General features: G+C 40.8%; 31 protein-coding genes. 12 read left to right on the top strand and 19 right to left on the bottom strand.

Annotation, left to right across the window (positions count from 1 at the left end):
- Nucleotides 1–42 precede the first annotated feature (42 nt).
- The 3 genes from Q0192_RS17415 to Q0192_RS17405 form a co-directional block, all read right to left on the bottom strand.
- The gene (locus Q0192_RS17415; RefSeq protein ID WP_299291526.1) at nucleotides 43–195 is read right to left on the bottom strand and encodes a hypothetical protein; all 153 of its coding nucleotides are present in this window, start codon (nucleotides 193–195) and stop codon (nucleotides 43–45) included.
- 76 nt (nucleotides 196–271) lie between these two features.
- Nucleotides 272–1,078, bottom strand: a complete 807-nt coding sequence (locus tag Q0192_RS17410; RefSeq protein WP_299291524.1) for a DUF6597 domain-containing transcriptional factor — start codon at nucleotides 1,076–1,078, stop codon at nucleotides 272–274.
- 303 nt (nucleotides 1,079–1,381) lie between these two features.
- Nucleotides 1,382–1,936: a DUF4142 domain-containing protein gene (locus tag Q0192_RS17405; protein ID WP_299291522.1), complete on the bottom strand. Its 555-nt coding sequence runs from the start codon at nucleotides 1,934–1,936 to the stop codon at nucleotides 1,382–1,384.
- A 115-nt stretch (nucleotides 1,937–2,051) separates the two neighbouring features.
- Between Q0192_RS17405 and Q0192_RS17400 the strand changes: the two genes are divergently transcribed.
- Complete coding sequence (locus Q0192_RS17400) at nucleotides 2,052–2,744, top strand: VIT1/CCC1 transporter family protein (RefSeq protein WP_299291519.1); 693 nt, start codon at nucleotides 2,052–2,054, stop codon at nucleotides 2,742–2,744.
- A 278-nt stretch (nucleotides 2,745–3,022) separates the two neighbouring features.
- Here Q0192_RS17400 and Q0192_RS17395 read toward each other — a convergent pair whose 3' ends face one another.
- The 3 genes from Q0192_RS17395 to Q0192_RS17385 form a co-directional block, all read right to left on the bottom strand.
- Nucleotides 3,023–3,544: an NAD(P)H-dependent oxidoreductase gene (locus Q0192_RS17395; protein WP_299291517.1), complete on the bottom strand. Its 522-nt coding sequence runs from the start codon at nucleotides 3,542–3,544 to the stop codon at nucleotides 3,023–3,025.
- A gap of 77 nt (nucleotides 3,545–3,621) precedes the next feature.
- Entirely contained in the window at nucleotides 3,622–3,801 is a 180-nt protein-coding gene (locus tag Q0192_RS17390; RefSeq protein WP_299291515.1) for a hypothetical protein, read from the bottom strand.
- Between the two features lie 8 nt (nucleotides 3,802–3,809).
- A complete protein-coding gene (locus Q0192_RS17385) occupies nucleotides 3,810–3,980 on the bottom strand; it encodes a hypothetical protein (RefSeq protein ID WP_299291513.1) in 171 nt (56 codons plus the stop codon).
- Between the two features lie 315 nt (nucleotides 3,981–4,295).
- Between Q0192_RS17385 and Q0192_RS17380 the strand changes: the two genes are divergently transcribed.
- From Q0192_RS17380 to lepB, 5 genes are all read left to right on the top strand, one after another.
- Nucleotides 4,296–5,105, top strand: a complete 810-nt coding sequence (locus Q0192_RS17380) for an AAA family ATPase (protein ID WP_299291511.1) — start codon at nucleotides 4,296–4,298, stop codon at nucleotides 5,103–5,105.
- Complete coding sequence (locus Q0192_RS17375; protein WP_299291509.1) at nucleotides 5,102–6,019, top strand: ParB/RepB/Spo0J family partition protein; 918 nt, start codon at nucleotides 5,102–5,104, stop codon at nucleotides 6,017–6,019. The genes Q0192_RS17380 and Q0192_RS17375 overlap by 4 nt, the downstream gene beginning before the upstream one ends.
- A gap of 1 nt (nucleotide 6,020) precedes the next feature.
- Complete coding sequence (locus Q0192_RS17370) at nucleotides 6,021–6,659, top strand: DUF5683 domain-containing protein (RefSeq protein ID WP_299291507.1); 639 nt, start codon at nucleotides 6,021–6,023, stop codon at nucleotides 6,657–6,659.
- Nucleotides 6,660–6,779: 120 nt separating this feature from the next.
- On the top strand, nucleotides 6,780–7,532 hold the full coding sequence (gene dapB / locus Q0192_RS17365; protein WP_299291505.1) for a 4-hydroxy-tetrahydrodipicolinate reductase: 753 nt from the start codon (nucleotides 6,780–6,782) through the stop codon (nucleotides 7,530–7,532).
- A 32-nt stretch (nucleotides 7,533–7,564) separates the two neighbouring features.
- Nucleotides 7,565–8,677 (top strand): signal peptidase I, encoded by a 1,113-nt coding sequence (gene lepB / locus Q0192_RS17360; protein WP_299291503.1) that lies wholly within the window; start codon nucleotides 7,565–7,567, stop codon nucleotides 8,675–8,677.
- Nucleotides 8,678–8,760: 83 nt separating this feature from the next.
- Here lepB and Q0192_RS17355 read toward each other — a convergent pair whose 3' ends face one another.
- The 7 genes from Q0192_RS17355 to Q0192_RS17325 form a co-directional block, all read right to left on the bottom strand.
- Entirely contained in the window at nucleotides 8,761–9,708 is a 948-nt protein-coding gene (locus Q0192_RS17355; protein WP_299291501.1) for a hypothetical protein, read from the bottom strand.
- Nucleotides 9,709–9,959: 251 nt separating this feature from the next.
- A complete protein-coding gene (locus tag Q0192_RS17350; RefSeq protein WP_299291499.1) occupies nucleotides 9,960–10,433 on the bottom strand; it encodes a DUF3368 domain-containing protein in 474 nt (157 codons plus the stop codon).
- Nucleotides 10,405–10,641 (bottom strand): UPF0175 family protein, encoded by a 237-nt coding sequence (locus tag Q0192_RS17345; protein WP_299291497.1) that lies wholly within the window; start codon nucleotides 10,639–10,641, stop codon nucleotides 10,405–10,407. Before Q0192_RS17345 ends, Q0192_RS17350 begins: the two co-directional genes overlap by 29 nt.
- Nucleotides 10,642–10,748: 107 nt before the next feature.
- Entirely contained in the window at nucleotides 10,749–11,996 is a 1,248-nt protein-coding gene (locus Q0192_RS17340; protein WP_299291495.1) for a glutamate-5-semialdehyde dehydrogenase, read from the bottom strand.
- 188 nt (nucleotides 11,997–12,184) lie between these two features.
- Nucleotides 12,185–12,346 (bottom strand): hypothetical protein, encoded by a 162-nt coding sequence (locus Q0192_RS17335; protein ID WP_299291493.1) that lies wholly within the window; start codon nucleotides 12,344–12,346, stop codon nucleotides 12,185–12,187.
- Between the two features lie 30 nt (nucleotides 12,347–12,376).
- Nucleotides 12,377–13,411, bottom strand: coding sequence for a glutamate 5-kinase (proB, locus tag Q0192_RS17330; RefSeq protein WP_299291491.1), 1,035 nt, complete (start codon nucleotides 13,409–13,411; stop codon nucleotides 12,377–12,379).
- Between the two features lie 59 nt (nucleotides 13,412–13,470).
- Nucleotides 13,471–15,135 carry a M28 family metallopeptidase gene (locus Q0192_RS17325; protein WP_299291489.1) on the bottom strand — a complete coding sequence of 555 codons (1,665 nt, stop codon included), beginning with the start codon at nucleotides 15,133–15,135 and terminating at the stop codon, nucleotides 13,471–13,473.
- Between the two features lie 160 nt (nucleotides 15,136–15,295).
- On the opposite strand from Q0192_RS17325, the gene Q0192_RS17320 reads away from it, so the two are divergent.
- Entirely contained in the window at nucleotides 15,296–15,721 is a 426-nt protein-coding gene (locus Q0192_RS17320; RefSeq protein WP_299291487.1) for a c-type cytochrome, read from the top strand.
- A 34-nt stretch (nucleotides 15,722–15,755) separates the two neighbouring features.
- Here Q0192_RS17320 and Q0192_RS17315 read toward each other — a convergent pair whose 3' ends face one another.
- Together Q0192_RS17315 and Q0192_RS17310 are read right to left on the bottom strand one after the other, a co-directional pair.
- On the bottom strand, nucleotides 15,756–16,001 hold the full coding sequence (locus Q0192_RS17315) for a hypothetical protein (protein ID WP_299291485.1): 246 nt from the start codon (nucleotides 15,999–16,001) through the stop codon (nucleotides 15,756–15,758).
- Nucleotides 16,002–16,034: 33 nt separating this feature from the next.
- Complete coding sequence (locus Q0192_RS17310) at nucleotides 16,035–16,769, bottom strand: DUF3291 domain-containing protein (RefSeq protein WP_299291483.1); 735 nt, start codon at nucleotides 16,767–16,769, stop codon at nucleotides 16,035–16,037.
- A 90-nt stretch (nucleotides 16,770–16,859) separates the two neighbouring features.
- Here Q0192_RS17310 and Q0192_RS17305 point away from each other — a divergent pair, with 90 nt between their 5' ends.
- The 3 genes from Q0192_RS17305 to Q0192_RS17295 are packed head-to-tail and all read left to right on the top strand — an operon-like array spanning nucleotide 16,860 to nucleotide 18,486.
- Entirely contained in the window at nucleotides 16,860–17,336 is a 477-nt protein-coding gene (locus Q0192_RS17305; RefSeq protein ID WP_299291481.1) for a GAF domain-containing protein, read from the top strand.
- Nucleotides 17,333–17,935: a DNA-3-methyladenine glycosylase gene (locus Q0192_RS17300; RefSeq protein ID WP_299291479.1), complete on the top strand. Its 603-nt coding sequence runs from the start codon at nucleotides 17,333–17,335 to the stop codon at nucleotides 17,933–17,935. The genes Q0192_RS17305 and Q0192_RS17300 overlap by 4 nt, the downstream gene beginning before the upstream one ends.
- Before the next feature lie 53 nt (nucleotides 17,936–17,988).
- On the top strand, nucleotides 17,989–18,486 hold the full coding sequence (locus tag Q0192_RS17295; RefSeq protein ID WP_299291477.1) for a pyridoxamine 5'-phosphate oxidase family protein: 498 nt from the start codon (nucleotides 17,989–17,991) through the stop codon (nucleotides 18,484–18,486).
- Nucleotides 18,487–18,567: 81 nt separating this feature from the next.
- On the opposite strand, the gene Q0192_RS17290 is transcribed toward Q0192_RS17295, so the two are convergent.
- Entirely contained in the window at nucleotides 18,568–18,777 is a 210-nt protein-coding gene (locus tag Q0192_RS17290) for a hypothetical protein (RefSeq protein ID WP_299291475.1), read from the bottom strand.
- 64 nt (nucleotides 18,778–18,841) lie between these two features.
- Between Q0192_RS17290 and Q0192_RS17285 the strand changes: the two genes are divergently transcribed.
- Nucleotides 18,842–19,744, top strand: coding sequence for a histone deacetylase (locus tag Q0192_RS17285; RefSeq protein WP_299291473.1), 903 nt, complete (start codon nucleotides 18,842–18,844; stop codon nucleotides 19,742–19,744).
- 144 nt (nucleotides 19,745–19,888) lie between these two features.
- Nucleotides 19,889–20,134 (top strand): hypothetical protein, encoded by a 246-nt coding sequence (locus Q0192_RS17280; protein ID WP_299291471.1) that lies wholly within the window; start codon nucleotides 19,889–19,891, stop codon nucleotides 20,132–20,134.
- Between the two features lie 267 nt (nucleotides 20,135–20,401).
- Here the strand turns inward: Q0192_RS17280 and Q0192_RS17275 are convergent, their stop codons facing one another.
- From Q0192_RS17275 to Q0192_RS17265, 3 genes are all read right to left on the bottom strand, one after another.
- Nucleotides 20,402–21,439 carry an alpha/beta hydrolase family protein gene (locus Q0192_RS17275; RefSeq protein ID WP_299291469.1) on the bottom strand — a complete coding sequence of 346 codons (1,038 nt, stop codon included), beginning with the start codon at nucleotides 21,437–21,439 and terminating at the stop codon, nucleotides 20,402–20,404.
- Between the two features lie 86 nt (nucleotides 21,440–21,525).
- Entirely contained in the window at nucleotides 21,526–22,905 is a 1,380-nt protein-coding gene (locus Q0192_RS17270) for an MATE family efflux transporter (protein WP_299291466.1), read from the bottom strand.
- A 260-nt stretch (nucleotides 22,906–23,165) separates the two neighbouring features.
- On the bottom strand, nucleotides 23,166–23,789 hold the full coding sequence (locus Q0192_RS17265) for an ATP-binding protein (RefSeq protein WP_299291464.1): 624 nt from the start codon (nucleotides 23,787–23,789) through the stop codon (nucleotides 23,166–23,168).
- Nucleotides 23,790–23,880 lie beyond the last annotated feature (91 nt).

The following is a 23,880-nucleotide window of genomic DNA, read 5'->3' as shown; positions in this document are numbered from 1 at the left end:
TATGGTACATTTATCTTCCATAAAAACTATGTTAAACCGTTTTTAAACAGCTTCTGAGGAAGTGCTGACCTGCGCCCGGACCGAATGGCTGGCCACTATAGTTGCAGTTATCAAAACGGCATAGCCCATCTTTTTTAATAACTTGTATTTGGATAAAACATTTTTCTTAATAAGGCCCGTGTATGCTAAGTTCATGATAACAGTATAAATATATACTGCCAAAGGTAGAATTGCTGTTTGAACGGTAATTGGAAAAATGCGAACAGGTAGCTTAATTTTTAAATGATAAAAAATAGTCGGGTACGTGAAATTTAGTAGGTGAAGTCTTTACGATAGTCTGGAAGGTATTGTTAAAATGCGCTTGGTCGTAAAACTGATTGGTCAATGCCAGTCTGGTTAGCGTAACACTGCCGGTTCCAGGATAAGCAATATCATCTACTGCATCACGCAGCTTGATAATAACAGCGAGCTGTTTAGGGGTTAAACCAATAGATGTTTTAAATAACTTTTGCAGGTATCGCACCGAGCAATTTAGGGTAGTGGCCACTTCTGCAATAGTTGTATTCCCATGGGTATTTATCATCATTTGGGTGCCTCTTGTAATTAAAGAGCTGGCTGTACTAAAATTTAACAAAGGGTTAAAGGCTGCTATTACCTGACGGCAAATCAATGTATGGGTTAAACCTTCTACAATCTTCAATTTGTCAAAAGGCACAAAACCCATATCAGTGGTGGGCACAATTTGGTCGGTATAAAGGCTTAGATTAGCAGATAGAAAATGTATGGGCGTCCATGGGTAAAGTTGAACCATTGTTGCCTTGGTAAATGGTTCGATGCTAACACTTAGCGCTTCGGTCATCTGTCCGCAAAAATAAACGCCTGCTGGCAAGAGCTTATCTATGTTTTGATGCTTAATTTGCAATCCAGGTCCTTGTATAAACGCTAGGTTAAAGCAGCCATTTGGCAACACCGATTTATTAAGTACCGGTGAAGAATTAGTCAGGTTATTTAGTGTCCAAAGTTTTTTAATAAATACTGATAGTTCTCTCCTTATCTGATATTCTTCGTATCGGAACATAATTATTAAACAAGTTTCTTTATTTATCGGTAAATACAGATAGCCAAATTATAGAATAAATCGCTTTTATTGGTAACATGCAGAATTTGAAAAAGCAGAATTATTAAAAGTCTGTTTAAATTTTTATCATATAAATTTATAATGCTTCTTTTATGCCTATAAATTCTATTTATAAAAGCTTTATTGGTACAGAAAGTGTAATAAACCAATGATTTTTATGTGGTAAAAGAAGCATAGAATACATCGGAATAAAATTTAAACAGGCCCTAAGTTTTAAAAATATAGCAGTTGAACAAGTATTGATTACGGCGTTTTATCCTTCAAATCCGAAATCGCATAAGCCTGTTTAATAATCGCGGCCTGGTTACTGCCCACAAACATTTTGAGCGGAATGCATTGGATGTTTTTTGCGGCATTGTATTCCCGAATCGTAGCATTGTGATCTTTTAACATTTGCAACAAGTAAGCGTGATCAAAAGATGAACTTTTAATTTCTTTTAAATCTTGCAGGTTTTTTTGTGCAGTTGCTGATGGTTCTGCCGGTAACTTAATATTATAACTTTCTGAAATTTGATTCAAGTGATTGCTTAATTGCGTGTAAAGCTGTTCGTTTTGCTTGGCAAAATTTTTTACTTTTTGGGTTGAAGCCTTGGTTTCGGCCAGTTTTGCTGCTTCAACCTGGCTGTTGCAAAATATGGAAAGGTCTTTTGCTAACCTTGCATCTGCCGTATCAATCGGTTGTTTTGTAGATGCTGCTGTTGCTATGCTATCGCCCGAAGCTGTTTTTCCGGTTCCGTTGCAGCCATAAAATCCGGTTACAACCAATGTAAGCAGAAGGATCAAAAAGCTATTTTTCATGTTGTTTTTTCTGAAATTAAAAGAAAGTCAAAGTAATCAATTTTTCCTAAATCAAGACCAATCCCAAATAACAATTAGCACGGTGCAACTTCCCAAAACGTTTTTACTTTTATAAATGCAGCACCACGAAAAACATTTACGCAGCTCGGATACCATCCGGGATATTGTGATCGGCATGTCGGACGGTTTAACGGTTCCGTTTGCTTTGGCTGCCGGTTTAAGCGGCGCGGTCAATTCTTCTGCTATTGTCATCACGGCTGGCATTGCGGAAATTGTGGCCGGTTCTATCGCCATGGGCCTGGGCGGATTTTTGGCCGGAAAAACAGAAGCTGACCATTACGCATCCGAACTGCAACGCGAATACGACGAAGTTGCCCGCGTGCCCGAACAGGAAAAAGCAGAGGTAAAAGAAGTATTTGCCGGTTTTGGTTTATCGCCGCAATTGCAAAACCAGGTGGCCGACGAAATGGCTAAAGACACCCACAAATGGGTGGATTTTATGATGCGCTATGAATTGGGACTGGAAAAACCGGAAGCCAACCGGGCAAGGCAAAGTGCTTTGACCATCGGCTTTTCTTATATTGTCGGCGGTATTATTCCTTTATCGCCTTATTTTTTTATTGCGCAATCCAGTGTGGCTTTGTATTATTCTTGCGCGGTAACCGTACTTTGCCTGTTTGTTTTTGGTTATTTTAAAAGTAAAGTTACCGGCCAGGCTGCGTTTTCGGGTGCTTTAAAAGTGGTGGTGATTGGTGCGTTGGCAGCGGCTGCGGCATTTGTGGTGGCAAAATCAATTAATGGGAAGTAAGAGGGTTTTGATTTTATCTGTTCTATAAAAAAGATTTCAATTTTTGAGTTGATGAGGTTTGGCTAAAGCCAATGTTAAGCTTTGTAAGCCACGGCCTAAAGGCCGTAGCAATTTAAAAAATCAAATTTCGCTAAAATATTTTTGCTACAACTGTAATATAAATTGCCACGGCCTTTAGGCCGTGGTTAAAGCAGATAAGCGAATGGCTTTAGCCAAAAAATTGAAAACATCAGTTGCTTGATTTTTATACGATAAAAGAAGCATCAAAAGCTTTCAACCTAAAACTTCAAAAACCTGTCCATTTGTTCTTCGGTGAATTTGATTGTGTCTTCCTGCGTTAAATTGTTCTCCGCATCCATTTCTTTTCGAATAAAAGGAATATGCAATTTGAGCGAAAACACGTGCATGTTCAAGTAATTGCAAACGCCGGTAAAATGATCAACGCCGCGGATGTTGCCATATTTACCTGAAGAAATGCCAACCAATGCTGCTTTTTTATCAAAAAAGCTTGCTGGGAAATCGCAGGCATCCATCAAAACTTTTAATGCGCCGGGAAAGCTGCCGTTGTATTCAGGAATGATAAAAATGAATTTATCGGAAGCATCAATTTGTGCCTGTATGGGTTTAAAGGCTTCGCTGCGTTTTCCGTACAAATCAGTTTTCAGCAAATTATCCGGCAAACTTTCTAAAGATAAAATTGCTGCTTCAACGCCTTTTTCTAACAGCTTTTTTTGGTAATATCCGGCTAATTTTAAAGTACTGCTGTTTGGCCGGTTAGTGCCGGCAATAATGGTGAGCATGGGCAAGTATCGGTTTGGGAATGAAATATTAATAGGATAAAGTTAAAGTTTTCCTTATTCCTCTCTAAGGTAAGTTTTTATTTCGTCCGCTGATCTAACTGCCGCAACACGCCATCCTTCCGCACTTCGGTAGAATTTAGCGCGCGCCTTTTAACCAGCCAGTAGCCAATCCCCAAAACCAGCAGCAAAAAAATCAGCAAAATAAAAAGCTTATAGCCTTTCAATGTGGTAAAAGTACCTTCTTTATCTTCTTCCATTTCCAATTTTATCCCGCATCGGCATCATCCGAAACTTCTGCTGGCGGATAGGTTTTTATTTCGCCGGTATCCAATTTCACCTCAATGTGGTCTTCTTTTTTTTCCTGGCTTTTGTTCACTTTTCCTTCGCCATCTTTGGTCATTACCCGTTCGCCTGCTTCAAAAACGCCGTTTGTCATAATTTTATCGTTTAGTGTATGTGTTGCATAACAGCACTTTTAATTAATAGTTTAAACGATTTGGTTAAATCAGCGTAAAAGTTGTAGCCGTTAAGATAAAAGCCCTATTGCAACGTTATAATGTTACAGCAAACTTATCCACATAAATTCTTTAAGAAACACGGTTGGTTGTGGAAACATGAGGGCTTACAAATTGTAAAAATGTAGGTATCTTGCACCAGTAAAAAAATAGGCATAAAAGAAGCATTGCTTGTAGCACGATGCTTCTTTTACGGCACAAAATTTACGTTGTAATTTATATATTGAGGACTATCAATGAGTAAAATAATCGCGTTGGCTAACCAGAAAGGCGGTGTAGGCAAAACTACTTCTTCCATTAACCTGGCAGCAAGTTTAGCGGTGTTAGAATATAAAACCCTGCTGGTAGATGCAGACCCGCAAGCAAACTCAACATCTGGTATCGGTTTTGATCCGCGGACAATCAAAAACAGCATTTACGAGTGTATCATCAACGATATAGAACCGGCCGAAGCCATCCAAAAAACGGAAACGCCAAACCTGGATTTATTGCCGGCGCATATTGATTTAGTGGGAGCGGAGATCGAAATGATCAACCTGACTAACCGCGAGTATAAAATGAAAGCGGTGCTGGAAAAGATCAAAGACCAGTATGATTTTATTATTGTGGATTGCTCGCCTTCGCTGGGTTTGATCACGATTAATGCTTTAACGGCTGCAAATTCGGTTATCATTCCCGTTCAATGTGAGTATTTTGCGTTGGAAGGATTAGGCAAACTGCTGAACACGATTAAAATTGTACAAAACCGTTTAAACCCGGCTTTGGATATCGAAGGTATTTTGCTGACGATGTACGATGTGCGGTTGCGCTTATCCAACCAGGTGGTAGAAGAAGTGCGCACGCATTTTGAGAACTTGGTTTTTAATACGATCATCCAGCGAAATACGCGTTTAAGCGAGGCGCCAAGTTTCGGCATGTCGGTAATTATGCACGATGCAACTTGCAAAGGCGCCATCAATTACCTGAATTTGGCCCGCGAAATTTTGCGCAACAACGGCATGGTGAAAGAAGAAGACGTGAAGCTGAAAAAAGTAGGGAGCAAATGAGTGCAGACAAAAGAAACGCATTAGGACGAGGCTTGGGCGCTTTGTTAAACGATTCGGAATATGTAAACGGAACGGTTGCAAAAAAAACAAGCCCGGCTGTTGCTGCGCCGGAAACAGAAGGATTAAAATCTGTTAATGCCATAAAAATCAATGAGATTGAGGTGAACCCTTTTCAACCGCGCACTGAATTTGACGAGCAAGCTTTGCAGGAACTGGCCGATTCTATCTCCGTTCAGGGTTTGATCCAACCGGTTACTGTTCGTAAAACCGGCCCTCGTTCTTACCAGTTGATCTCCGGCGAACGCCGTTTGCGTGCTTCTAAATTGGCGGGATTAACGGAAATTCCGGCTTACGTGCGTACCGCAAACGATCAGCAAATGCTGGAAATGGCTTTGATCGAAAATATCCAGCGGGAAAACCTGAACGCGATAGAAATGGCTTTGAGTTTTCAACGGATGATTGACGAATGCAATTTAAAGCAAGACGAATTGGGCGAGCGCGTAAGCAAAAACCGTTCGACAGTTACCAATTATTTGCGCTTGTTAAAATTGCCGCCGGCTGTACAATCTTCCATCCGCGACGGGCAAATTACGATGGGCCATGCGCGGGCTTTGGTAAATGTGGAAGATGCGGCGAAACTGCTTTTCATTCATCATCAAATTATTGAAAAAGGGTTATCGGTGCGCAAAGTAGAAGAACTGGTGCGCGAACTCCAAAAAACACCTGCTAAAAACAGTATCGGCAAACCAACAAATAAACCTTCTTTTCAGGCACAAAAGATACAGTCTGATTTGGCTTCTAAATTCAATTCACCAGTAAAATTAAAAGTCGGGCAAAACGGAAAAGGCAGCATCGAAATTCCTTTTCTTTCGGAAGATGATTTGAACCGCATATTGGAAATGCTCGACTGGTAACATGCGCAAATCCCTGATACTTCTTTTACTGCTATTTTTTTGTGCACAGGTGCTTCACGCTCAAAAAAAACCGCGCAAAAACCGCCGCGATACGGTAAGTATTGACGGCGATACCACAACTGTTTTATCGCCTTTCAAACCCAAAAACGAGCAGCCAAAAGATAAAGTTTACCACCCGGACAGTACGCATAGCCCGCACAAAGCAGTTATTAAATCTTTGATATTTCCGGGATTAGGGCAGATTTATAACCGGCAATACTGGAAATTGCCGATTATTTATGGCGGGTTTGTTGGCTTGGGTTATTCGTACTATGTAGCTCAGACTAATTACAAGAAATATTTAAAAGTTGCTCAACTCCAAGCTGTTGGAGGAAATGTAGATCCTATTTACAATGGTCAAAATGCGACGATCATTGTTTTTAAAGATTTTTACCACCGCAATCGGGATTTAACCATCATCGGCACCGTTGCTTTTTGGGGAATACAAGCGATTGATGCTTATATCGCGGCCAAATTCCAGCATTCGTACACAATGGACAACAACTTAGGTTTTAAGGTTACGCCAACCATGCTCAGTTCGCCAACTTATGCTTACGGCGGTTTTGTTCCCGGATTGAAAGTAACGGTGAGGATGAAGTGAGGTTTCAGGTAAGAGGTTTCAGGTATGAGCTTTTGCAACCGACTTTAAACCATCATTAAAATAGATAAATTTACAGGGGGCTGATAGCTGATACCTCGCACCCCATACCTACTCAAAAAAATGAAAATAGCTTTACTCGGATACGGAAAAATGGGCAAGATGATCGAGCAGGTTGCCCTGGAGCGCAAACACGAAATCGTTCTGAAAATTGATCATCATAACTTACAGGAATTAACGGTAGAAAACCTGCAAAAAGCAGAAGTTGCGATTGAATTTAGTACGCCACACACGGTTTTAAATAATGTTGCGCTTTGTTTTGAAGCAAACATTCCGGTTGTGGTTGGCGCAACCGGTTGGTACGAAAACTTGCAGGAAGTAAAAAGCGAATGTTTGCAGCGCAATGCTTCGCTGGTTTATGCTTCCAATTTTAGTGTTGGCGTGAATATTTTTTTCCACATCAATAAAATGCTGGCCAAGGTGATGAGCCGTTTCCCGGATTACGAAGTTCAGGTAGAAGAAATCCACCACACCCAAAAGTTGGATGCGCCAAGCGGTACGGCCATTACCATCGCCGAAGGCATCATCGAAAATATGCCGGTAAAAGAAGCATGGGCAAATGTAGTTTCAGGTCAGGTTGATGATGCTTCGCCCGTTACCATTACGCCAAATCAATTGCTGATCGAATCGCACCGGATTGAAAATGTTCCGGGTACGCATACCGTGGTTTACGATTCGGAAGTGGATACCATCGAGTTTAAACATACCGCCCACAACCGCTCTGGTTTTGCTTTGGGTGCGGTGCTGGCTGCCGAGTGGATTAAAGACCGTAAAGGTTTCTTTACAGCCGCCGATCTGTTTAATTTTAACGCCTAAAAACAGTACTTTCGCCATCATAAATAAAAACAATGAAATGGAGATTCTGGAACAAACCTGCTGCCGAAACCAAGAAAAATAAGAAAAGTGCCACGCGCGAATGGGTTGATGCGATTGTGTTTGCCGTGATTGCCGCCACTTTAATCCGTGGTTTGTTTATCGAAGCATTTACCATTCCAACGCCTTCGATGGAACGCTCGCTGCTGGTTGGCGATTTCTTGTTTGTAAGCAAGGTCAATTACGGCGCGCGCACACCGATGACGCCAGTTTCTTTTCCGTTTGCCCATCATACCATGCCTTTGTTCGACATAAAATCCTATTGGGATGGCGTGAAATTGCCTTATTACCGTTTGCCGGGATTCAGCCATGTTAAAAAAGGTGATGTGGTTGTTTTTAATTATCCGATGGACGCCGATTCGCCTTTATACCGCCCGGTTGATAAGCGCGAAAACTACATTAAACGTTGCCAGGGAACGCCGGGCGATACATTAAAACTAATCAACACTCAGGTTTATGTAAACGGAAAAGCAGCAGAAACGCCGCCGGAAAGTCAGACTTCTTACTTGGTGCGTACCAACGGACAGGAACTGAACCCGCAGGTTTTGTACGATTTGCATATTGATCCTTCGCACGGACAAGTTAACGCAACTGATTTAGAGTGGATCATGCCACGAGAAAGCGTGCCGACGTTAAAATCCTATTCCAACATCACTTACATTGCGCCATACATTCAGCCGCCTGGTCAGGCCGATTTGCAGGTTTTTCCACACAATACCAAACTGAAATGGAACGTGGACAATTACGGCCCGATTATCATCCCTAAAAAAGGCTGGACGGTTACACTGGATTCTACCAATTATATGATTTACGAACGTGCGATTAAATTGTACGAAAACAACAAGCTGGAAAAAAGAGGCAACGATATTTACATCAACGGCACCAAAACTAACCAGTACACCTTTAAAATGGATTATTACTGGATGATGGGCGACAATCGCCACAACTCGTTAGACAGCCGTTTCTGGGGTTTTGTACCCGAAGACCACATTGTAGGCAAAGCCTTATTTGTTTGGATGAGTTGGGACGAGAATGCTTCTTTTATGCACAAAATTAGGTGGAGTAGGTTGTTTATGGGGATTAAGTAAGAAAGTGTATGCTTCTTTTATCGAGGTAAAATAGGAAAGGTGTGATCGGAGTTAGATTGCACCTTTTTTGTTTTGTAGTACGGCTATTGATCATTAAGTTTTGGAATTACAGACCAAACAGGTTCTTTTATCTCGACAAGTTCATTAATATCAAAATCAAAATTCTGAAGATTCAAAGTACTATCTAAAACAAAGTCTATGCAATACTGACAATTTTCTTTATGCCATTTTCTTTCACCAGAAAGCCGGGCAATTTGTTTTCCATCCATAGTTCTTCTAACTGTTGGACTAAGAAGTTGAAATTTAGTGTACTTTTTGTAATCAATTCCAAAACTAATTATTTTTAATACCTTCTGAATTTCTCCTATCGATTCTTTAACTGAATCAACAAATTTGCTCATTTCTGGCCCAACTAAATCCTTACCATTATTTCTCATAGAAAAGGAGCTTGAAAAACGTAAACTTTTACCAAAATAGAAAGGCGAATGACCATGATAACTGGTCTTAGAACCCTCGTAAGAGAACAATAATTCATCAAAGGCAAAGGCAGCAGATTCTATACAGTCTTCAATCCTATTTTCATCAAGTGCTATTTGGGCTGATTCAAGAAGTTTCTTAACCGGCTCATAAATTATTAAGGAGAATAAAGAAATACTATCAAAATCTATGTTGAATAAGGGTAGAGTATTTTGTTCAAAAAAATCTTTTGCATTTACTCTGGTGATTTCAATATCACTTTTTGAAGGTAGTAATCCTTTATGTTTAATATTAACTCTCCTTGCATTAAGATTACGCATTGATTCTTTTAAAGTTAACGTTGGAACACTTGTCCAATAATCAAGAAAATTAAAAGAATCTGACTTAATGTTTTGATTTTCTGCTACTAACTTTAGAAACATTTCTATGCTATCATGAAGTGATAGAATTGAAAGCCAAGCAACTGTTTCTGATTGTTTAGACTGGTCAAGACCAATTTTATAGAGGTATTTTATTAACGATAACCTTTTAACAATAATTTCATTATTCAGCATAAGTTAATTTTTTTAAAAAATAAATTGCTCCATATTAAGGATTTCTAATTCAAAAATTGTATTAAATTTCTTTCAATTTCTCCACACCCAACTTCTCCGCTAATTCATTTAAATCCCTAGCAACTGCATCAACCAAAAGAATACCATTTACCTTTCGATTCAGTTTATGAAAAGATAAACTCTTCTTTTATAGATAAAATTTAACTTTCATCTGTTAATCCGTATTCAAAATGCCAGCCCAATTGTTCTCTTTATTCGCCTGCTGCTCTGATAAATTCCTCAGCTAATTGCTGAGACAACCTAAAGTTGGTTTGTTGAATCAAATCAAGGTAAGGACGAAATAAAGGTACAATGCCTTTTTGTTTAGCACTTAACAATACACCTACAGTACCCATGATGGTTAAGCCCAGTTTTTTAGCTAATTTCCGCGCTGCTAAGTCATCCAAAATGATGTAATCGCAGGAAACTTCTGAAGCTAAAGCAATAGCACTCGCTTCACCCGGATCAACATACTGATAAAATTCTTCTTGTAAAGTTTGATTTGCGGCTTGAATAATTATCCAGTTTGGTAAAGGGCTGCCATATTCTTTTGCAATCTCCGGAGTAGTATATACCATTGAAAACAAATGATGCAATATATCAAGTGCGTTAATTTTATCCAGCAAAATAAAACAACTGGTATCTGTTATTACAGTTTTATTTTCCGAAGGAATGTTTGAAGTCATCTAAATCTGCAGCAGCACTAACATCAAAATAATGAACACCATAATTAATCAGGATTTCAGCAAAGTCCCACTTTTTCATGCTACACATTTCTGCCGCCTGACCTAAAGATAGTTTGCCCGATTCATACAACTTAGCTGCAATCAAACGAACGGTTTCATCGTGTTCTTTTTCGAGTAATTCGGGAACTTGCAATGTCATTGTTGCCATGGTATAAATATAAGGGTTTAGTTTAAAAATTAGGGAATGGTAATTAAACGAATTCTTTTAATTATCCTGTAGAACTAAATTTGTAACCCAAAATCCAATCCCACTTCCTACCGCACCTGCCCATCACCACGCACAATCCATTTCTCCGTAACCAATTTTTCTAAAGCAAACGGTCCGCGTGCGTGCAGTTTTTGGGTAGAAATACCAATTTCGGCGCCCAGACCAAATTCGCCGCCATCGGTAAAACGGGTGGAAGCATTGGCGTAAACGGCTGCGGCATCTACTTCATTTAAAAAGGCTTCACACAGGTTTTGGTCTTCTGAAATAATCGCTTCCGAATGTTTGGAGGAATACTTTTCGATGTGCTCCAGTGCTTCTTCGTAACCGGATACTGTTTTTACCGAGCATTTATAGTCGAGAAACTCGCGGCCAAAATCTTCCGGTTTTGCTTGCTGCAAGTAGGGGTAATTGTTGTTTTTAAGGATCGCATAAGCGCGTTCGTCAGCAAAAACCTCTACCTGAAACTCCTTTAATTGCAATGCTGTTTTTAGCAGTAGTTTTTCGGCAATGCTTTCATCCACCAAAATCGTATCCAGCGCATTGCAAACAGACGGGCGCGAAACCTTGGCGTTCACCACAATGGCGGCGGCTTTTTCCAGGTCGGCCGTTTGTTCAATATAAGTATGGCAAACGCCGGCACCGGTTTCAATAACCGGAACTTTGGCATGTTCGCGTACGTAATTGATCAATTGCTGCGAACCGCGCGGAATGATGACATCAATGTATTTTACGGCCGTGAGCATTTCCATAATAAACTTGCGGTCGGTTGGCAAAAGCTGCACGATGTTTTGATCCAGGCCGAAATCTTCCAGTACTTTTCGGATCAACGACACTAAAAAAACATTGGTAAAAGAAGCATCGGTGCCGCCGCGCAGCACGCAAACATTGCCCGAACGGATGCACAAGGCGGCAACATCAATGGTTACGTTTGGCCGCGACTCATAAATAATACCGACAACACCCAGCGGAACGGTTTTTTGTTGGATGAACAAACCGTTGGGCAAAGTTTTTTCGGACAAAAGCCGGTTGGTGGGATCGGTGAGCAAAGAAACCGCAAGCACACTCTCGGCCAAATTATGGATGCGGTTTTCGTTCAACAACAGCCGGTCTTTTTTCGGGTCGGCATCATCCATCCGGTTTAAATCTTTTTGATTTTCGCGGATAATTTCCTGGGTAGAAGCTTTGATTTGCTGCGCTAATTTTTCGAGCAAGAGTTTCTTTTCCTGATCAGCTATTTTGCTGATGGAACGCTTGGCCTTAATTGTATTTTGCAATATCGTTTGGATGGTTTCCATACCTCAATTTAATTTTTTCGCAACCTTAGATTGCTGTTTTTACGTTCTTTTGTCTTGATACAAAAGAACCAAAAAATCAAGAATGCCGGATCGCCTCCGGGCGGCATTCAACCCCACGCACCTGGGCGGCTACCTTGCATGCGGCCCTGGCAACGATAAAAAAACAAAAACTTTCTTTTCAATCCCACCTAATTTATACCGGTAAAAGAAGCATTAGAAAAAACAGCCATCAACAACGCAAGATAACAACCAGGCATCCCGAAGTGGCAGATAGCCGCCCAGGTGCGGGAAGGCCCGGCAAAACGCCCGGAGGGATCGGGTTTGTCTTGATTTCGTTGGTTCTTTTTCATCAAAGAAAAAGAACGTTAAATCCAATTTATTTATAACAACACAATTTCATCCGCATGTGCCACCGTAACTTTTTCTGTTTTTTGGTGAAGCAAAATTTCATCCGAAGCAACACGCGCGCGGGCAACGGCAATGGCCTGGTTTTGCCCGTCTAAAATTTCAACTACTTCGCCGTTTTCAAATTTCTCCACAATTTCAGTAACGCCTACGGCCAGCAAACTTTTTCCGTTTTGCAAAGCTTGTTGTGCGCCTGCATCAACCTGCAACCGCCCCGTAACCAAACTGCCGCTGGCCAGCCATTTTTTTCGTGCCGGGATGTTGCAAGCTTGGGGCAAACAGAGCGTCCCGGTTTTTTCCTGAATGGCGTTCAGTATGCCATCTTCCGTTCGGATACCAAAAATTATTACTTTAATGCCCATTTGTGTGGCCAATCTTGCAAAGGTCAGCTTAGAAACCATCCCGCCCAAACCTAAAGCAGATTTTTCTTTGTTGGCCAAAGACAAGGCGTTTTTATCAATGGCTTCAATCTTCGGGACAACGTTTCCATCCGCATCCAAAACACCGGGAACAGAAGTGCTGAACAGCAATAGCGAAGCGCCAAAACCAACGGCAATCAGCGTAGCCAGTTCATCGTTGTCCGAAAACTTCAGTTCCAAATCGCTCACCACATCATTTTCGTTTGCAATGGGGATGATGTTGTTCGCCCACAGTTCTTCATACGTTTTCTTCAACTGCAAAAACTGTTTCCGGTTAGAAAAATGTGTCCGCTCGCATAAACTTTGCGCGATACTGATTTTATAGGGATAAAAGAAGTATGCGTACCTGCTCAACAACAACGGGTTGCCGATTGCCGCGGCCGCTTTTCGTTCGCTAATGGTTCCGCTGTAATTTTTGATAAAATGTTTGCCCGCGCCAACCGCACCCGAAGAAACCAACACGATGTTGTATTTTTCGTGCAATTGTGCTATTTGCCGTGCAATTTCTGCCAACACAGTTTCGTCCAATTCACCATTTTTTTGGGTGATGGAAGCCGTACCAAATTTGATAACGAGGATTGGTTTTGTCAAAACTAAAAATAATTAAAAGTCGCCTTTTAATGAAAAATAGGCGGTAAAAGAAGCATGGCTTACTTCGCGCTTCTGTACTTTTCCCTTACGGCTTTAAATTCTGATCCGGTTTTCCATTTTGGAAAAACTGCTTCGTTGGCCAGCGTATTTCCCACATCAAACAACAAACGCACATCTTCTACCATGCCAGAGAAAACCCAGGTTTTCGGGTCGTATTCATCAAAAGGCGAATGGTAGCGGTTTTTGGTGTAATCGGCCGCTTTGGCTTTTCCCCAGGCTTCCCCGTGGCCAATCGCATCCACACCAGCTTCGGGATACAAAGACGGAACGCCAACTTTGGCAAAATTAAAATGATCGGAACGGTAATACCAGCCGCCGGAAGGATCAGGCTCGGGCGTAATGATGCGGCCTTGTTTCGCTGCGGAACGTTTGGCGTATTCGTCCATTTCTGATTGCCCGAAACCTACCACAACCAAATCTTTCGTCCGGCTGTACGTGTTCAAAACATCCATGTTGATATCGGCAACGGTTTGTTTTAGAGGGACAATCGGATGCGTGGTGTAATATTCTGAACCCAGCAAACCTTGTTCTTCAGAAGTTACCGATAAAAACAGTATTGACCGTTCTGGTCTGGTTTTCAGCTTAGAAAAAGCTTCGGCCAAAGTAAGCAAACCCGCAGTTCCGGTGGCGTTATCAACTGCACCGTTATAAATAGAATCGCCTTTTACCGCTTCGCCGATACCAAAATGGTCCCAATGCGCCGAGTAAACCAGGTATTCATTGGCAAGTTTGGTTCCGGGCAAAACGGCGACAACATTATGCGAAGTAGATTTTTTTGTGGTGATATTTAAAGTTAAAGAAGCATCCAAACCTAAGTTAACCGCTTTAAAACCCCGTTTTTTGGCAGATTCCATTACCTCTTCTGAAATGCCTGCCAGTTTAAACAGCTTTTTTGTTGATTCCTGCGTGAGCCAGCCTTCCAACAAAGCCCTTGATTTTCCATTGTCCGCAGTTTGCAAATACAATTTTGATTTGGAACCGCTGTTTCGAACGACTGTCCAGGGATAACTTGCCGGTGCCGTATCATGGATAATCAACAAAGCTGCCGCGCCTTGACGTGCCGCTTCCTCGTATTTATACGTCCAGCGGCCGTAGTAAGTCATGTTTTTACCTTTAAAAAGCTTGCTGTCGTAAAAGCCCGGATCATTTACCATCACCACAACCGTTTTACCTTTTACGTTCAATCCGGCGTAATCATTCCAGTTATATTCTGGCGCAACAATTCCAAAACCGGCAAAAATCATTTCAGAATTTGAAACCTGAACCTGATTTTGCACGTGGCGAGTGGTAGCTACAAAATCTTCTAACGTATTTAGGCTGAGGGTACCGTTTTTACCTTTAATTAATAGCGGGCCGGCAGCTTTCGAAGCAATATCCACCATCGGCACATCCTGAAAATAGCTGTTGCCGTTGCCCGGTTTCAAGCCCATTTGCTTAAACTGCTGCTGCAAATAATTGATGGTTTTGGTTTCGCCGGCGGTAAAAGGTTTTCTTCCCATAAAATCATCGGAAGCCAAAACTTCAATCCGCTTGCCTAAACTAACAGCGTTAATTGCTTTAATGGCGGTAGAATCAGTTGCAGATTTAGGGTTTTGCTGACAATAACTAAATTTACCCGGTAAAAACAGTATGCCGAAGGATAGCAAGGAAACAAGAGCTTTCATACGGGCAATGATAGGAGTTTAAAGCAGTTTTTCCTGCATCAATTGTTGCGGTTTTTTAAATTAAACTATTGTGTTTGCGCCATTCGTTTTCTGATAATTTTGTTGCCGGTTTTTATTCTTCCGATAAATCTTTATCTTGCTTCACCAAATCCCGTTCAAAATGATTAAGCCGAAAACGATTATATTTTCTTTGTTGATCACTGCCGTTGCCGCCATGGGCGCCTCGGCAAATTTGCAGGAAACCGCTGCCCAGCCGAAACGCAATTTAAAAGTGCTGCCCAAAAACATCAGCAAAGAAAATCTGGGCAAAGTGATGGATGAGTGGAAAAGCGCTTTAGGCGTAAAATGCAATTTTTGCCATGCCGCTTCTGCCGATAACCCGCGTAAATTAAATTTTGCAAGCGATGCCAAACCCGAAAAAGAAATGGCACGCCAAATGTTTACCATGACCGGCAAGATCAACAAAAAGTTTTTTCATGCTAAAAAAGGCGAAGACGGCATGATGGCGATGGCGGCCGTTAATTGTAACACTTGTCACAACGGGCAGGCACATCCGGAAATTAAGGAATTTGGGGAAACGAAGTAGTTGTTTTCGTTTTGATCCAAACGACAGCAAAAGTCTAATTATACTTTTTATAAGTTGCCCTAAAATCTTGTAGCATTTCTTCAAAACGTTTGGCAACGGTTTTCATAAAGTCTTCGTCCAGCAGTTCAAAAACGCTGTTTACGCCGTCGGTCAAATCCATTTCTGCCACTTTGTAAGTTTGTTCAAAAACGCCTTTTTCAAACTTGGTGATGAACTTGCCGTTCATATAAAAAATAGAAACTTTAAATTCCGGATGTGGCAATTCTGCAATAACACGCATATAAATAGTTTAAAAATAATTTGATACTGAAATTTAGCCGGTAAAAGAAGCATCGCTTTTTGCGGAAACATCTTTTACAAAACCTGCCAACGGGTTTTTTCCGCGCAGCGTGCCCCAGGCTTTTAAAGGAATAAAACGGGCAAAAAGTTCTTCGCTGTACCAGTTTTCGCTTCTGGTTTTTTTAATTACTTCCACATGTTGCGGCGAGCGGTAGGCAAAGTTTTTTACAGCTTCCAAATCTTTCCAAAAAGAAATAGTTGCCTGATGACGAAACGGATCTTCGCCAACACCCATCGAAGTGATATAACCCGGCGCAGCAGCCATGATCGAAGCAATTTTTGCTGCATTTTGCCAGAAGTTTTTTAAGCGGTTTAGGTTGATGGTAGCACGGGTTAAAACGGCAACCGGCCCTACGTAATCGGTTAAGTTGGGCTGGCCAAAAGGTTCCTGCTTGTCCCATTTGCCATGTGTTTGAATGGGTTCGAGCAAAACCGTCCATTTTTCGGCGGTTAATTTTTTCCACCATTTGGAGATAAAAGAGTTTTGATCAAAAGCGTGGAAACTTTCCTCATCTTCCCAAACGGCCAGCAAAGCCCATTGCTGCCAATCGGGGTGGAAATCGAAAGTGCCGTTTTTGCCACTGCCCATCAGTTTATAAAAAGAACATTTACGCTGAAAATATAGGGGTAAACGAAGTATCGCCATTGCCATTAGCGCCAGCGGGACAAATGCTTTCGGGTAACGGACGATGGTTAAACTCACGATCATAGCAAGCGAATTAACGATAAATTTTGCGGAGGCTTTCAAATGTTTTTCATTCCGACACCGGTATGACAGCGCGTTCTGTAACTTTGCGCCATGGCAGAAGATTTAACCATCACGCAAAGCGGAACAAAACAGGAACAATACGAAGCACTGATTCCGCAAATTGAAGCTTTGCTGCAAGGCGAACCGGATTTAATTGCCAATTTGGCCAATATCGTGGCTGCTTTAAAACAACAGTTCAACTGGTTTTGGGTAGGATTTTACCTGGTAAAAGAAGCACAATTGGTTTTAGGGCCTTTCCAGGGACCGGTTGCCTGCACGCGAATTGAAAAAGGACGAGGCGTTTGCGGAACTTCCTGGGCCGAAGCAAAAACGCTGCTTGTGCCTGATGTGGACGCTTTTCCCGGACATATTGCCTGTAGCTCTTTGTCGAAATCAGAAATTGTGGTGCCGGTTTTTGCGGGAGAAAATGTAATTGGCGTGCTGGATGCGGACAGTTCTGAGTTGAACGAGTTTGACGAAACAGACGTTAAATATTTGGAGCAAATCGTAAAAATATTACAATTTTGAAGTTGTCCACTGATTTTTACCAGGTAAAAGAAGTAACACAAATTGCGCGAAATTTGCTGGGAAAATATCTTTTCACCAATATCAACGGCGAAATCAGCGGTGGTTTTATTGTAGAAACCGAAGCTTATGCAGGTATTATTGATAAAGCTTCCCACGCTTTTGGCAACCGTTTAACCAATCGAACCAAAACCATGTACGAGGCTGGCGGGATTGCTTATGTTTATTTGTGTTATGGCATTCACGAGATGCTAAATGTGGTAACTTCTACTGAAGGCGAACCGCACGCTGTTTTAATCCGCGCCATCCATCCAACTGAAGGCATTGATTTGATGTTGGAAAGGAGGAATATGGCTTCCATCAAAAACAACCTAACTGCCGGCCCGGGTTCTGTTGCCAAAGCTTTAGGAATTTCCCGAAAAATGAATAGTTTAAGTTTTTTGAGCGAGGAAATTTGGATTGAAGATCGCGGTTTAGTGTTCCCCGAAGATGAAATTGCTGCGGTTCCGCGTGTTGGTGTTGCTTATGCCAAAGAAGATGCGCTGTTGCCTTATCGTTTTTATGTGAAGGGAAATCTGTACGTGAGCAAACCAAACCGATAATGCTTAAATCAAAATCGCAGGTTTTGGGTTAAGCTTATATAAATTCAGATATTATGAGCACAGAACCAAAAGCAGATCAAATAAAATTTTTAAAAGATAAGATAGAAGATGTACGGATTGCCATGCTGGTAACCGTAAACCAAAACCACGAAATCCACGCCCGGCCAATGGGAACTGCGAAAGTGGACGATGAAGGCAACATCTGGTTTTTTACCAACGAATATTCTTCCAAAGTAGATGAAGTTTCGCACGAAAACAAAGTAGTGGTAACGTATTCAAACCCAAGCAACAATACTTATTTGAGTATTAAAGGAACAGCTTCTTTAGTGGATGATAAGGAAAAAATGAAAGAGCTTTGGAATCCAATTATCAAAGCGTTTTTTCCAGATGGAATTGATGATCCTAAGTTGACATTGTTAAAAGTTGATACACAAGAAGCGGAATATTGGGACAGCAATTCCAGCAAAATGGTAGTTGGTTTCCAAATGTTAAAAGCTATTGTTACCGGTGGACGTTATGATCAGGGCGATCACGGAAAAATACAATTGTAAGCGCAGTATTATGATTTGTAAAAAGGTGGGCTTTTAGGTTCACCTTTTTTTATGTGGTAAAAGAAGCATTAGGCAAAACCATTAGTCTTCTTCCTGCTCCAATTTGCTATCGCGTTTAAGTTTTAATTTAATAAAAAAGTAAAAGAAACAAGTAGCCAACAAACCCGAAAAGATACTTGGAATGATGCTTTGCTTTAACGTGTAAATTTTAAAGAGAACGTTAAGTATAAACATAGAAAGTGTTACAATTGTAAAATAGATGAAAAGTGCTTTTGGTTTGATTTGTTTCATGAAGTAAAGCTACTACAAAACAAAAATTAACACAACAAGAAGGCGTTTCGATCCTTTGATTTTTATGCTGAAAATCGCTTTCGATCCCATCTACGCACATCCTTTGCCGCCCGGCCATCGTTTCCCAATGTTGAAGTACGAACTGATTCCGGCGCAATTGCTGCATGAAGGCGTAATTTTGGCAGAAAATATCTTTTCCCCAAAACCAATTTCGGAAGATAAAATATTGTGGACGCATGACGAAAATTACTGGCACCAACTACGCGACCTGACTTTGCCCGCCAAAGAACAGCGGCGTATCGGTTTTCCCTTATCGGCACAATTGGTAGAACGCGAAATCCGGATTGCACAGGGGACGATTGATGGCTGCCATTTCGCTTTTCAAAACGGTATTGCTTTTAATGTTGCTGGTGGCACGCACCACGCTGGCAGCAATTGGGGCGAAGGTTTTTGTATGCTGAACGACCAGGCGATTGCCGCAAATTACCTGCTAAAAGAAGCATTGGCCAAATCTGTTTTGATTGTTGATTTGGATGTACACCAGGGAAATGGAACGGCCGAAATATTTGCACATCAACCTAAAGTATTCACGTTTTCGATGCATGGCGCCAACAATTTTCCGTACCGAAAAGAACGCTCTGATTTGGATATCCCGCTGCCCGACGGAATCGAAGACGACGCTTATTTTATGCTGTTAAAAGAAGCATTGCCAAAGTTAATCAAGGAAGTTAAACCTGATTTCATTTTTTACCTCGCCGGCGTGGACGTGTTGGCGACAGATAAATTGGGGAAATTGGCTTTATCCAAAGAAGGCTGCAAAGCGCGCGATGAATTTGTACTGCAATTATGTCAGGCAAATCAAATACCTGTCCAGGTAAGTATGGGCGGCGGTTATTCTACAGATATTAAAGATATTGTTGATGCGCATTGCAACACGTATAAAACTGCAGTTGATTTGTATTTTTGATAAATCATCAACAAATATGTAATTTTAATATCAATTTAATATTAAATAATTAATTGCTTAATAATATTGGCAACCTTTTTGATCGTTCTACGTAAAAGAATAAAACGGCTTACGAAGAGCTGTTATCATTAGATTGAAAGTATTATGCAAAATTTATATATGATGGCCACGTTGATGCGTGAAAATCAAATGAAAAAAATGGTTAAAGAGATTAACGCAGGTTTGGTTTCGATTGAACAGGCGATGGTAAAATACAATGTAGCTACACGGGAAGCCGTTGTAGACCGCGTTGAAAAGTTTAAACAAGAAAAAAGACGTGAGGAAATTAAAAAACGTGCCAAAACATTTTCCTCAACTATTCCTGAACGGATTAAACTGGCTTTTAAATAAGAGCCTGTTTAAATTGCTATCCTAAAAACTTATAGTGCTTCTTTTATGCCTGTAAATTCTGTGTTTTGATATTTTACCGGTACAGAAACCATAAAAAGACAATGATTTTTATACGGTAAAAGAAGCATGAAAATATTTGGATAAAATTTAAACAAGCTATAAATCTTACAGAAACTTTTTAAACAAAGGTTTCTGTATTTTTTGTTTTTTGCAGCACCTTGCTGAAATAATTAAAGCGGAAATAAAGCAGGAGAGAAGAGTAAAGTCCTATGGTTGCTCTTTAATCCAATTAAAAAAGTCTTTCGCAACGCTATTCCACAGTGCTTCAGTAGAAAGTTTTTTGCCGTTTTTATCATAAGTGGTTCTATTAAAATTGTGATCACAATCTAAATAAGGTTTCATAGTGAAATTACTTTTTCCAACTCTAACAAAATCAATTGGAAGCAAATCGCAATAATCTGATGTAATATCTTTTGTTCCATATGCAATAAACAAAGGAACTTTTATGTTTGTAATGTTATTTAATTCTGGCGTAGAAAAACTGATCCATGCTTTATTAGTATCACCTCCGCTACTATGTGTATCATTTGGATTTTTATAGATTGTATTCCATTCCAAATATAATTTGTTGATTTCATCTTGAGCTTTTTCCGACGATTTATTTCCTAACAAGGCATCTCTTCGAAGCTGTCTGATGTTTTGATCAAATCTTCCTATGGGATTACCAGAAAGATAAATTACGTGTGTAACGTTTTTATTAATAGCTCCGACTACTGAAACTACTTTACTGCCTTGAGAGTGCCCGGCGATTATTATTTTTGACCGATCAACCCAACTTTGTTTAACGAGGTAATCAATAACATCGTTTGCTTGTGCCACGTAATAATCAAGATAACTTTTGTCGTAATATTCCTGGGGAATCTTTTTAGCTACAGGGTCAACATAAAAATAGTTTTTATCGGCAGTGTAAGCAAAAACAGGAATAGCCGGTTTTGAAATAATTACAAAATTATAGTCTTCCAGATACTGCTTATACTCAAAAGGAATGAATTGCTGCCATGTATGCGTTGCATCTTCCTTCCAAAACAGTGCTGTTGGATAAGAACCCTGACTAAAAAGGAATATTGGTTTTTTAGTCTTAAAAGTGGTGTCGCTAACAATAAAATGAATGCTGTCTTTGCTTCCTTTAATAGTAAAAACAGTATAACCAAAATCTTTAGGCGAGTTTTTAGATTTTATATTTTGAGCTTTACTTAAAGATAAAAAGCTTGTAAGAAGCAAAAAGTAGAGTAGTGTTTTCTTCATAATCTTTTAATAAAGATATAATTTTGTGGATTCGCACCTGATTATTTAACAATCATTAACAATTGTTTTTTTGCTTATTATACTTCTTATACTTCAGTTTGAACAGCAGTTCTATTAATACTCAGCTTTTTGCTGAAATAATTAAAGCGGAAATAAAGCAGGAGAGAAGCAACCACCAGCCCAAGCGTTAGTCCGTACCAAATGCCTGTAACGCCAAGGTTTAGTTTGATGCCGAGGAAATAACCGACGGGCAAACCGATAACCCAGTAAGCGATAAAGGTGATAAAAGCTGGAATGCTTACATCACCTATTCCTCGCAAAATACCTAAACCAACTACCTGCGTGCCATCAAAAAGCTGGAACAAGGCGGCAATCAAAAGCAGTTGGGCGGCAAAAGCGATTACGTTTTTGTCGGTGGTATAAATCCAGGGAATGAGGTTGTTTGCAAGCGCGAAAATGATTGCGGTACAACTCATAAAAACAATTACGATGTGGTAACTGGAAATGGCCGATAAACGAAGCATAGCGTAGTTTTTAGCGCCAAAGTAATTGCCGGAACGAATGGCTGCAGCGGCGGCAATACCGCTGGCCATCATATACGTGATGGAAGCAAGATTGATGGCAACCTGGTGCGCCGCCAGTTCTACCGCGCCAATCGTACCGATCATAATGGCGGCACCGCTAAACGCGCTAACTTCGCAAGCATATTGGATGGCAACCGGCGCGCCGATGGCCAGTATGCGTTTGAAAATACTTTTGCTGAATTTGAACAATTGAAAGCCGGAAAGGTATTTTTTAAAATGCTTTGACCGAAAAACGTAAAAGCTGATGACGATGGCCATTACGCTTCGGTCTATCACGGTGCTTAAACCTACGCCGCGAATGCCCATCGGTGCCACGCCAAACAAGCCTTTTACAAAAATAATCCCCAAGCAAATGTTCAGGATATTTCCCCAAATGGAAATCATCATAGCTTGTTTGGTAAAGCCCAATCCTTCGGCAAACTGTTTAAACGTGTTAAAAACCATCAGCGGAATGATGGAAAAGCCCATCAGCACTAAAAATGGTTTTGCTTCGCGGATAACGGTCGGCGACTGGTCGAGGTGGTTTAGTGCGAACACAGACCCAAAATATACCGATAAAAACAGTATCGCACCGGAAATAATATTGATGGTTAAACTTCCCGAAAGCAGTTTACCACAGGCCTGATAATTCTCCCGTCCGTTTTCCTGCGCGATCAAAGGCGTTAAACCGTAAGCAATGCCAATCCCGATCACCAAAATCACAATAAAAACACTGTTGACTAAAGAAACGGCGGCCAAAGCGGTTGTCCCGGCAAACTGGCCAACAATAATGCTATCCGAAGTTTGCACCAGCACCTGCCCCAATTGCGAAATCACGACCGGAATGGCCAGCCGTAAATTATCGCGGTAAAAAGGTTGGTAAAGGGCGAAGGGATTTTTCATTGGGTTAGGTGTCAGCTTTAAGCAATCAGTTTTCAGCCGTCAGCGAATGCATATTGGTAAAAAACGTTTACAAAAAAATGGGTGATAAAAGAAGCATTGGGTTGATTTTGTCATTCCGACCCGAAGGGAAGAATTTTCTTTAAAGCGATCAATCTTTTTCGATTTTAGGTTGATAAAAGGAGTATAAGTTGAAAGAGGATTTCTCCCTGTGGTTAAAATGACAAAGCACTCACAACAGGCAACTTACAACCCAAAACTTCTTAGGAAGCTGTATAATATTCCTCTTTTTCGTTGGTATGCACGCGGATTACGCCTGAAAGCACCAAATTTACCAAAATGCGTTGCGCACGCCTCCGGCTTAAATTTAGCATTTCGCAGTATTCTTTTACAGTGATGCGTTCCTGCAAATGCAAATATTCCAGCAGTGCTTTTTCTTTGGAAGAATACTCGATCAGCACACCATCAACATTGTTGGAACGCTTTAAAACTTCCACCACAATTTTGCTGGCCAGCATACTTTTATCTTTAATGCGGATGTAAACCCACCACTTGCCGTCTTCGCCCAAAGCATAATGCGGTTTCGTGTCGCTTGGTGCAACTTCGGCCACCAAAACCAATTTATCATCTACATAAACTTCCTCGAAAGTTGGTTCCAAAACTGGCCGGCAAAAAAAAGTAGCCGCACGGTTGATCATGTATTTTTCTTCGTCTTCCGATTTTACACCTTTTATCGTGCCGTCATCCAAAACACCAATGAGTAAACGTCCGCCTTTGTTATTGGCAAAAGCAACCAACGTTTTAGCAATCTTTTCTGAGCTGGTAATGGTTTTTTTAAAATCCTGCGTAACGCCTTCGCCTTCTATAATCATTCTTTTGATGTTCATGCAAATTCCTCCGGCTTTTGTTGTTGCGGCTGGAAAATTTCCATCCATCGGTCGTGATTCTTCCAAGGACTAAAGCCAAACTGCCCATACA

Origin of the sequence: uncultured Mucilaginibacter sp., assembly GCF_937859865.1 — a bacterium.
In the GTDB taxonomy this organism is placed as follows: domain Bacteria; phylum Bacteroidota; class Bacteroidia; order Sphingobacteriales; family Sphingobacteriaceae; genus Mucilaginibacter_A.
Note: the sequence above shows the minus strand (reverse complement) of the source record. Positions and strands in the feature narration are given on the sequence as shown.